This is a genomic window from Pseudomonas sp. RW407 (assembly GCF_003176655.1).
Lineage (GTDB): Bacteria > Pseudomonadota > Gammaproteobacteria > Pseudomonadales > Pseudomonadaceae > Pseudomonas > Pseudomonas delhiensis.
Map to the genome: position 1 here is coordinate 1,149,347 of NZ_QGSL01000106.1, position 3,305 is coordinate 1,152,651.

Genomic DNA, 3,305 nt, shown 5'->3' on the forward strand with positions numbered 1-3,305 from the left:
GTTGCCGGGAAACACGGTATTTTTCCCCCGTAGGAGCGGACTCCGTCCGCGATCGGATTCACCGACCACGCCGGACGCCCCGGTGGCACGGATGGCGGCGAATAACCGCGAACGGTTATTCGCCCTACGTCAGATCTCCCGCGTCGGCACGTGCCCGAACAGCTTCTGGGAGAAGCGCACGCGCTCTTCCGGGGTTTCCTGCACGCCCTTGGCCTGCAGCTCCACCAGGTGGGCTTCCACCGCCTGGGCGCGGCCGGTCAGGCCGCAGTCGTTGGCGATCTGGATGTTCAGGCCGGGGCGGGCGTTGAGTTCGAGGATCAGCGGGCCCTTGTCCTGGTCCAGCACCATGTCCACGCCGATGTAGCCCAGGCCGCACAGCTCGTAGCAGCCGGCGGCCAGCTTCATGAAGCCGTCCCAGTGCGGCAGCTGCACGCCGTCCACCGCGTTGGTGGTGTCCGGGTGCTTGGCGATCTTGCGGTTCAGCCAGGTGCCTTGCAGGGTGATGCCGGTGGCCAGGTCCACGCCCACGCCGATGGCGCCCTGGTGCAGGTTGGCCTTGCCGTTGGACTGGCGCGTCGGCAGGCGCAGCATGGCCATCACCGGGTAGCCCATGAGGACGATGATGCGGATGTCCGGCACGCCCTCGTAGCTGATGCTGCGGAAGATCTGGTCGGGGGTGACGCGGTACTCGATCAGCGCGCGGTCGCGGTGGCCGCCCAGGGAGTACAGGCCGGTGAGGATGCTGGAGAGCTGGTACTCGATCTCCTCGCGGCTGATGATGCGCCCGGAGACGGTCTTGAAGTTGCCCTCGAAGCGGTCGGCGATCACCAGGATGCCGTCGCCGCCCGCGCCCTGCGCCGGCTTGATGACGAAGTCGTTGCGCTCGCCGATGATGCTGTCGAGCTTCTCGATCTCCTTCTCGGTGGAGATGATCCCGTACATCTCCGGCACGTGGATGCCCGCCGCTATGGCGCGCTCCTTGGTGATGATCTTGTCGTCGACGATCGGGTACAGGTGGCGCTTGTTGTACTTCAGCACGAAGTCCGCGTTGCGCCGGTTGATGCCCATGATGCCCTTGGCTTCCAGGGCTTTCCACCGCTTGATCAGGCCGAACATGGCTCAGTCCTTCAGGAAGGCTTTGAAGCGGAACAGCTCGGTCAGGCGGTAGCCGCGGTAACGGCCCATCGCCAGCATGAAGGCCACCAGGAGCAGCAGCACCGCGGGGAAGGTGAACACGAAGTACACCAGCTCCGGCACGCGCATCAGGATGTGCGCCAGGGCCGCGGCGAACAGGGTGCCGATGGCGGCCTTCATGGCGTGGGCGGCGCCGCGTTCTTCCCAGGTGATCGACAGGCGCTCGATGCTCATGGTCAGGATCACCATGGGGAACAGCGCCACCGACAGGCCGCTCTCGAAGCCCAGGCGGTGGCTGAGCAGGCTGATGGCGGCGATCATCACCACCACGAAGGTCAGCACCACCGACAGGCGCGGCAGCATCTGCAGCTTCAGGTGCTCCAGGTATGAGCGCAGCGACAGGCCCAGGGCGGTGATCACGGTGAACAGGCCGATGCCCCACTGCAGGCCGGTCTCGCGGAAGGCGAGGGCGATCAGCACCGGGGTGAAGGTGCCGAGGGTCTGGATGCCGATCAGGTTGCGCAGGACCAGAATCACCAGCACGCCGAAGGGGATCATGATCATGATCTGGAAGGTCTGCTGGGTGGACAGCGGCAGGCCGTACAGCGAGTAGTCGAGGAAGGAGGCGTCGGTGTTCTCGTTGGTCAGCTTGGCCAGGCGGATGGCGTTCATCTCGCTGTTGTTCAGGCTGAAGCTGATCAGCGCCTTCTTGCCGCCTTCCACCGCCAGCAGCGGCTCGTCGCCCAGCCACCAGATCAGGCGGTCGGCGGGCAGGCCGCGTTCGCCGGTTTCCGGGTTGAAGTACAGCCAGTCCTTGCCGTTGTAGCTGCGCAGCCACAGTTCCGGGCTCTGCGCCTGGTTGGCCAGCAGGCGCAGGGTGTGCACGCGCTCCATGGGCACGTGGGCCTGGGCCAGCAGGGTCTCGACGATGTAGGAGCGCTTCTCCAGGCTGGTGTCGCCGGCCAGCAGCAGTTTGACGTTGTCGTCGGCCAGGTTGTTGGCGCGCTTGATGGTTTCGCTGACGAAGGTCTCGATGTCCGCCGAATGCTGGCGGATGGGCGCGATCAGCGCCTCGGCGGCGATCTTCTCCGGGCCTTCCAGGGGCGGGCTGTCACGGAAGATCGGGCCTTTCTCCTTGGGCTGCTCGCCGCTGAAGCGCTTGGTCAGCACCAGGCGGTAGTAGAGCGTCTGCTTGCCGTTGGCGCGGCGCGAGGACCAGGTCACCTTGCGGTTGCCGTCGGCGCGGTTGATGCTCACCCCGTAGTTGTTCGAGACGAAGCTCTCGTTGAGGCTGACGTAGCCCTGGGTCAGCGGCGGCACGAACATCTGCACCTTGACCGGGGTCTTCGGCGTGGCGACGAACTCGACCTTGGCGTCGATGTTCCACAGGTCGTCGGTTTCCGCCTCGGTCATGGGTATGCCGAGGATGAAGATCTGGTAGGCGGTGATGGAAACGCCCAGGACCACCAGGATGGCGATCAGGATCTTCAGGTGCAGGTTGATGGAGCGCATGGGCTTTACTCGGCAGGTTTCGCAACGGGGCAGCCGGGCTGGCCGGCGGCGTATTTCAGGCTGGGGTCGACCAGGGCGCCGAAGCGCTTGAGCGCGTCGGAACCGATCAGCAGGGGGTATTGGAATGCGCTGCGGTCGGTAAGGTTCACTTCGATGGTGCGGCGCAGCCTGCCCAGGCAGACGTCCAGCTCGATGACCGGGCGGGCGGTGTAGGCCTTGTCCTCGTCGGGGTCGAAGTCGCCGTGGCGGCGCTTGATCTTGCTGATGCGCGCCAGCGGCCGCTCCAGCGGCTGGCTGTCGGCGGTGTCGGTGGCCAGGTAGAAGCGCACCCAGGTCTCGCCGTCGCGCTTGAAGCGCTTGATGTCGCGGGCGCTCAGGGAGGCGGTCTTGGCGCCGGTGTCGAGCTTGGCCGCCAGCACCTGGTCGAGCTGGCCGACGTGGGCGTATTCGATGAGCCCGTAGACGGTCTTGCCGGCGGCGCCGGCGGCGCCGCCGAAGGCTGCCAGGAAAAGCAGGAGCAGCAGGGCTGTGGGCTTGAGTCTCATAAGTCCTGAGCGCTGGGGGCCGTAGGCCAGTGAACGGGGGCATCCGGCAAACGCCACGGCCTGCGGGCGAGTCATCCTTGGCTGGGCGGGTGGGCCCCCAGGAGGGATGCGGGG

At 66.2% G+C, this 3,305-nt stretch carries 3 protein-coding genes; all 3 read right to left on the reverse strand.

Features of this window, described 5'->3' with window-relative positions:
* Positions 1-129 precede the first annotated feature (129 nt).
* The 3 genes from DK254_RS21945 to DK254_RS21955 are packed head-to-tail and all read right to left on the reverse strand — an operon-like array spanning position 130 to position 3,191.
* A complete protein-coding gene (locus tag DK254_RS21945) occupies positions 130-1,116 on the reverse strand; it encodes an alpha-L-glutamate ligase-like protein (RefSeq protein WP_009618710.1) in 987 nt (328 codons plus the stop codon).
* A 3-nt stretch (positions 1,117-1,119) separates the two neighbouring features.
* The gene (locus tag DK254_RS21950) at positions 1,120-2,646 is read right to left on the reverse strand and encodes an inactive transglutaminase family protein (RefSeq protein ID WP_109935460.1); all 1,527 of its coding nucleotides are present in this window, start codon (positions 2,644-2,646) and stop codon (positions 1,120-1,122) included.
* Between the two features lie 5 nt (positions 2,647-2,651).
* Positions 2,652-3,191, reverse strand: a complete 540-nt coding sequence (locus tag DK254_RS21955) for an ATP-dependent zinc protease (RefSeq protein ID WP_109935461.1) — start codon at positions 3,189-3,191, stop codon at positions 2,652-2,654.
* Between the last annotated feature and the right edge of the window lie 114 nt (positions 3,192-3,305).